7 protein-coding genes are annotated in these 6,268 nt (G+C 69.2%); 2 read left to right on the plus strand and 5 right to left on the minus strand.

Translation table 11 applies throughout. The features are described from left to right. Positions 1 to 324: PP2C family protein-serine/threonine phosphatase (locus VKG81_RS03415; protein WP_324389719.1), on the plus strand; the 324-nt coding region annotated here is incomplete at its 5' end. Positions 325 to 362: 38 nt separating this feature from the next. Here the strand turns inward: VKG81_RS03415 and VKG81_RS03420 are convergent. Genes VKG81_RS03420 through VKG81_RS03435 form a run of 4 tightly spaced genes read right to left on the minus strand, consistent with a single transcriptional unit; the run spans position 363 to position 5,354 of the window. After that, a complete protein-coding gene (locus VKG81_RS03420) occupies positions 363 to 1,991 on the minus strand; it encodes an ABC transporter ATP-binding protein (RefSeq protein WP_324389721.1) in 1,629 nt (542 codons plus the stop codon). Further along, the gene (locus VKG81_RS03425) at positions 1,988 to 2,872 is read right to left on the minus strand and encodes an ABC transporter permease (RefSeq protein ID WP_324389723.1); all 885 of its coding nucleotides are present in this window, start codon (positions 2,870 to 2,872) and stop codon (positions 1,988 to 1,990) included. Before VKG81_RS03425 ends, VKG81_RS03420 begins: the two co-directional genes overlap by 4 nt. After that, positions 2,869 to 3,828, minus strand: coding sequence for an ABC transporter permease (locus tag VKG81_RS03430; protein WP_414685130.1), 960 nt, complete (start codon positions 3,826 to 3,828; stop codon positions 2,869 to 2,871). The genes VKG81_RS03425 and VKG81_RS03430 overlap by 4 nt, the downstream gene beginning before the upstream one ends. Positions 3,829 to 3,839: 11 nt before the next feature. Further along, positions 3,840 to 5,354 (minus strand): ABC transporter substrate-binding protein, encoded by a 1,515-nt coding sequence (locus tag VKG81_RS03435; protein ID WP_324389727.1) that lies wholly within the window; start codon positions 5,352 to 5,354, stop codon positions 3,840 to 3,842. Between the two features lie 141 nt (positions 5,355 to 5,495). Between VKG81_RS03435 and VKG81_RS03440 the strand changes: the two genes are divergently transcribed. Continuing rightward, positions 5,496 to 5,930: a hypothetical protein gene (locus tag VKG81_RS03440; RefSeq protein ID WP_324389730.1), complete on the plus strand. Its 435-nt coding sequence runs from the start codon at positions 5,496 to 5,498 to the stop codon at positions 5,928 to 5,930. 88 nt (positions 5,931 to 6,018) lie between these two features. Here VKG81_RS03440 and VKG81_RS03445 read toward each other — a convergent pair. After that, positions 6,019 to 6,268: SDR family oxidoreductase (locus VKG81_RS03445; RefSeq protein WP_324389731.1), on the minus strand; the 250-nt coding region annotated here is incomplete at its 5' end.

The raw sequence follows: 6,268 nt of genomic DNA on the forward strand, positions 1-6,268 counted from the left end.
CGCCGGCGCGGTCACCGCCGCCGAGGGCGGTCCGTTCCGATCGGCAACGTTCTCACCGGGGCGGTGCTCGCGGGGATCGACCATCCGCCCGACATCTGGCTGCTGCCGATGCGCCCGGGCGACCGCATCCTGGTGTGCTCGGACGGGCTGACACGCGAACTTGACGACGTGGGCATTGAGCAAATCCTGCGGGCCGCCGCCGATCCGCGTGAGGCCGCGGATCACCCGGTCGGCACCGCGGCCGATGCGGGCTGCCACGACGACGTGACCGCGTTGGTGCTCGACGCGGCCGCGATCCGGTCCGCTCCGGCACTGCCCCGCTGACCCGCCCCTTCACCGCCGTTCCTGGCCGCCGGATCGGACTACTGAGCCTCGGCCGCGCGCGGTCGCGCGGGCGGCACCGCCGCCAGCAGCATGCGGGTGTACTCCTGCCGGGGTTTGGCGAACAGCTCTGCCGCGGGCCGGTATTCCACCGCTTCGCCCGCCCGCATCACGAGCACGTCGTGGCTCACCTGCTGCACGACCGCAAGATCGTGGGCGATGAAAAGGTAGGTCAGGCCGAGATCGCACTGCAGTTCTCCGAGCAGGTCCAGCACTCGGGCCTGCACCGAAACATCAAGTGAGGCAGTCGATTCGTCGAGGATGAGCAGCTCCGGCTCGACCGCCAGCGCCCGCGCGATGCTCACCCGCTGCCGCTGACCTCCCGACAGTTCATGCGGGTAGCGCGACGCGAACGCCGTCGGCAGCCCGACTAGGTCGAGCAGTTCGGCCACCCGGGCCCGCCGCGCGCGGCCGCCGTTGGCCAGCCGGTGCACCGACAGTGGCTCACCGATCGCCGTCCCCACGCGGGTACGCGGGTCGAGCGACGTGAACGGGTCCTGCAGCACGATGCTGATCCGCCTGCGCAACGCCTTCGCCGCGGCGCCGCGCACACCGAAGACATCCGCCCCGTCCAGCGACGCCGAACCCGCGTGTGGCTTCACCAATCCGGTGAGCGCACCCGCCACGGTGGACTTGCCCGATCCCGACTCGCCCACCAGCCCCAGGGTGCCGCCGCGGCGGATCACCAGCGAAAGGTCCTTCACCGCATGCACGACCGACCTGCCGACCGGGGTCGTCACACCGAACCGCACATCCAGGCCCTCGACGCGCAACAGCTCCGGGGCATCCTCGGCGAGCGGCGGGGGGCCTCCGCGGCCGAGCAGCGGCCGCGCCTGCAGGAGTTGGCGGGTGTAGGGGTGCTGCGCCCGGTCGAACACCTCGAGTATCGGAGCCTGCTCCACCGCCTCGCCGTCCTGCAGCACCGTCACGTCGTCGGCCACCTCGCCGATCACGCCGAGGTCGTGGCTGACCCACACCACGGCGGTGCCGAAATCCCGCTGCAGGTCGCGAACCAGATCGATGATCTGCGCCTGCGTCGTGACGTCCAGCGACGTGGTCGGCTCGTCGGCGATCAGCAGCTCGGGGTCGCAGGCCAGCGCGATCGCGATCATCACGCGCTGGCGCTGACCTCCCGACAGCTGATGCGGATAGCTGCCCAGGCGGGCCTCCGGGTCGGGCAGGCCCACCGCCGCCAACAGCTCGAGCGCACGGGTGCGCGCCTGCCGCCGCGTCAGGCCGCGGTGCGCCTCGAGTGACTCGGTGATCTGCCGCTCGAGGGTCAGCAGCGGGTTCAGCGATGTCCCCGGGTCCTGGAACACGAAGCCGATCCGGCCGCCGTGAACGCGCCGCAGCAGCCGGTCGGATGCCCCGACGAGCTGTGTGGCGGCCGAATCATCGCCACCGGCAAGCACACTCGTTCCCGTCACCACCGAGCCCGGCGCGTCCAGCAGCCCCGTTGCGGCGAGCACGGTCATCGACTTGCCCGATCCCGACTCCCCGACGATCCCCAGGGTCTGCTCACGGCGCACATCGAGCGAGACACCCTGCACGATCTCGCGCCGGCCGATGCGCACCCGCAGCCCACGGGTGCTCAGAACCGGCTCGTTCACCGCTTCCTCCTGGCCTCGATCATGGTGCGCTGCTTGGGATCCAGCACGTCGCGCAGCCCGTCGCCCAGCAGGTTGAAGGCCAGCACCGTGACGAAGATGGCCGCCCCGGGGAGCACACTCATCCACCAGGCCCGGTGCACGAATCCCTGCGCATCGAACAGCATTCGCCCCCAGGAGGGTTGGGGTGGCTGGATTCCGAGCCCGAGAAACGACAGCGCCGCCTCGGAGAGGATGGCGAACGCCAGCGACAGCGAGGTCTGCACGATGACCGGGCCGGCGATGTTCGGCAGCACATGGCGGCCGAGTATGTAGAGGTCCCCGGTGCCCATCGCGCGCGACACCGCGACGTACGGCTCGACCCGGACACCGAGCGTGCTTGCCCGCGCCACCCGCGCGAAGATCGGCGTGTACACGATGCCGATCGCCAGGATGGTGGTGCTCGTGCCCGGCGCCAGGATCGCCACGATGGCCAGGGCGAGCAGCAGCACCGGGAACGCGAACATCACGTCGACCAGGCGCATCAGCACCGTGTCCAGCCAGCCGCCCCGGTAACCCGAGACCACCCCGACCGTCACGCCGGCCACGAAAGCGAACGCCACGCTGGCGACCGCCACCTGCATCGAGGCGTGGGTGGCCACCAGCACGCGGGAGAAGACGTCGCGGCCGAGCTCGTCGGTGCCGAACCAGTGCGCGCCGCCTGGCGGGTGCAGCGCATCGGACACATCGACCTTGTTGATCCCGTACGGCGCAATCCATTCGGCGGCCACCGCGACGACGGCGATGACGAGCAGCACGGCCGTGGCCAGCGCCGTGACGGGATTGCCCAGCAGCAGCCGCCACCACGGCACCCGGGTGCCCTGCTCGACCGGCGGGCCGGTCATGAGAGCCGGATCCGCGGGTCGACGACGGCGTAGAGCACGTCCACGATCAGGTTGATGAGCAGGAATAGCGCGGCGATGAGCAGCACCGCGCCCTGGATCAGCGGGTAGTCGCGCGCCGCCACCGCGGTGTAGGTGAGCCGGCCGATGCCCGGCCATGCGAACACCACCTCGACGACGATGACGCCGCCGAGGATCGTCGCCAGCTGGATCCCGGTGATGGTCAGCACCGGGATCAGCGCGTTGCGCAGGATGTGCCGGAACGTCACCACCCGCGGCGGGAGACCCTTTGACCGTGCGGTGCGCACGTACTCCATCGAGGCGACGTCGAGCACCGCGGATCGGATGTAACGCGTCATGATCGCGCCCGCGACGATGCCGACGGTGAACCCGGGCAGGATGACGTGCCGCAACCACCCGGCCGGATCGCCGGCGAGCGGTTGGTAGCCCGATGTCGGCAGCCAGCCCAGCGTCGTGGCGAACAGCCCGATCAGCAGGATGCCCATCCAGAAATCGGGCACCGACACGCCGAATTGGCTTGCGACGCGCACGATCGCGTCGCTGATCCGGCCTTCGCGCAGCGCCGCCCAGATGCCGGCCGGAACGGCGGTCATCAACGCGATGACGATGCCGGCGGCGGCCAGGGAGAGGGTCGCGGGCAGCCGCTCGAGCAGTGTGACGGTGACGGGATCGCCGTTGCGGAAGCTCACGCCGAGGTCGCCGTGCAGCGCCGAGCCGACATAGCCGACATACTGCTCGACGATCGGACGGTCCAGCCCGCTGGCGGCCCGTAGCGCGTTGTAGGCCTCGGGCGTGTAGCGGGTACCCAGAGCGATCCGCACCGGGTCACCGGGCACCAGATGCACGAGAGCGAAAACCACTGTCAGAACGCCGAATAGCACGGCGACCGAATAGAGCAGTCGGCGCGCGAGGAATCGCACGATCGGGCCGGTGACCACGGATCTCACGGTCAGCTCAGCCTCGCGGACGAGAACCGGATCGCCTTGTCGCGACGCGGTGCATATCCGGACAGCTTCTTGCTCCAGGCCGCGATCACCGACGGGTTGTACAGATAGATGTAGCTGGCGTCGTCGGCGATGATCGTCGCCGCCTTGGCGTAGTCGGCTTTTCGCGTGTCGGGATTGGTCTCGGTGCGCCCCGCGTCGAGCAGGGCGTCGACGGTCGGATTGGAATACTTCTGCGCATTGCTTTTCCCGCCCGTGTGCTGCTGCGCGTAGTAGAAATCGTCCGGGTCGATGTTGCCGAGCCAGCCCATCATCAACATGTCGAAGTTTCCCCTGTTCTCGTCGTCGAGCCAGGTGGCGAAGTCGACCGTGCGGATCTTGACGGTGATGCCGAGCGGCGCGAGGTTGTCGGCGATGATCTGGGCCGCGGTGACGGTCTCCGGATACTCGCTTGTCGCCATCATGTCGAGGGTGAGGTCGTTGACCCCGGCCTGGCCGAGCAGGGTTTTCGCCTTCTCGATGTCTCGGGTGTAGCGGTGGTAGTCGGTGTACCAGGGGCTGCCCTTCGGGATCGCGAGCTGATTGGCGGTGGCGGTGCCGTAGCTCGTGGCCTGCACGATCGCGTCCCGGTCGATGCCGTATGCGATCGCCCTGCGCACCCGTGCGTCGTCGAACGGCTTACGGGCTTCGTTGAGCGTCAGATACCAGTAGTCGTTGCCCGGCGTAATGCCCAACGTCAGTGAGTCGTCGCCCCGGAGTTCCTCGACGCGCTGCCTGGGGATGGAGTCCGTCCAGTCGATTTCGCCCGCCTGCAGCGCCGAGAGCGCGGTGGACGCCTCGGGGACGAAGCGAAAGATCACGCCGGAGACCGCCGGTGGACCGCCCCAGTAGTTTTTGTTCGCGGTCAGCGTGATCGAATCGCCGCTCTTTGCGCTCTTGAACGCGAACGGCCCGGTGCCGATCGGGTGCGTCGCGATGGCGCCGCTTTCGACGTTCTTGCGCTGCACGATTGCCATTCCCTTGAACCCGCCGATGTTGACCAGCAGGTTCGGTGTGGGTTGCTTGACGGTGATCTCGACGGTCGACGGGTCGGGGGCGGTCACGCCGGTGACCGCGCTGAACCGGTATGCGTTCGAGAGCTGTTGGTCGATGATGCGCCGGTAGGAGTACACGACGTCCTCGGCGGTGAACGGGCTGCCGTCGTGGAATGTGACGCCCCTGCGCAGGTGGAACGTCCAGGTGAGCTGGTCGGGGCTCACCTCCCACGATTCGGCGAGCGCCGGCCGCATCTGAAGGTTCTCGTCGGGCTCGACGAGCGTGTCGTAGACGTTTTCGAGGACTTCGAACGAGAAGTAGGCGCTGGTCTTCTGCGGGTCGAGCTGGTCGGGCTCACCGGCGATGGCCGCGACCAGGTTCCCGGCGGACTCACCGCCCAGGTCGACCCGTTCGCCGGTGGAGCATGCGCTGAGGGCGAGGGCGGTGATCACGCCGGCGGCGATCAACGCCACTCGTCTTCGCATCGTTAATCAGCCACTCCACGATCCGTCTGCGTTTCCTCACCGTATGCCGTGACCGCACCGGCCGTTGCCACGGGGGACCTGCACTTCAACGTTCACCGGCGTTCAGGCGGCGATCAGCTTCGCGGCATAGCATCGAGCGCCATGCCGCAGCTCGCGACGCGTGGCGTCGAGGACACCGACCCCGTCGACCTGGGTCCGCACGTCCCGGCAGCCTGGTATCAGCGCTCACCCGCCGCCGTGGTTGCGGGTGGCCTGGGCATTTTCCTTCTTGCCGCGATCGTCTTCGCGGTGGTCACCGTGGCGAACGATTCGACCCGCCCGCCGGGTGTCGTGCCCGCGCCCACCATGTCGCTGACCCCCACGACGTCCTTCGCCCCCACGACCACGCCAACGCCGTCGCCAACCGACAGCCCCGCATCCCCGCCGCCGGGCGACAGCCCCGCACCGGCGCCGCCGACCGTCACCGAAACGGCCTCGACCGAGAACATCCCCACCGAAGACCCCGGCCCCGGCTGGCCCTTCAACGGGCCGCGGTGGCGCCGCCTGTTTCCGCACCTGCACCTGGGCGGGCAGTGATCAGGCGGACCGCAGCGATGTGCACCGTTCAGGGGGCGACATCGACCACGACGGACGCCGATGACCAGACCCCCCCACCACCGATGCGCTACATCCACCCCCCGGACGCGTCGATGGTGGCGCCGGCGAGGTAGGAGGCGTCCGGGGACAGCAGGAACGCGGCGACTGCGGCGATTTCGTCGGGTTCGGCCAGCCGGCCGATGGCGTTCATCGATGCGATGACCGCATCGGCGGGGACGTCGCGCAGTGCGGGCGGGGTGTAGAGGGCGCCGACTTCGGCGGCCATGTCGGTGGCGGTGCCACCCGGTGCGATCGCGTTGATCGCGATGCCGCGTTCG

This window comes from Mycobacterium sp. (assembly GCF_035314905.1).
GTDB lineage: Bacteria > Actinomycetota > Actinomycetes > Mycobacteriales > Mycobacteriaceae > Mycobacterium.

Bases quoted from the DNA above. Each gene is read 5' to 3' on its own strand.
- VKG81_RS03425 (WP_324389723.1), bottom strand. From the start codon at position 2,872: ATGACCGGCCCGCCGGTCGAGCAGGGCACCCGGGTGCCGTGGTGGCGG.
- VKG81_RS03435 (WP_324389727.1), bottom strand. From the start codon at position 5,354: ATGCGAAGACGAGTGGCGTTGATCGCCGCCGGCGTGATCACCGCCCTC.
- VKG81_RS03440 (WP_324389730.1), top strand. From the start codon at position 5,496: ATGCCGCAGCTCGCGACGCGTGGCGTCGAGGACACCGACCCCGTCGAC.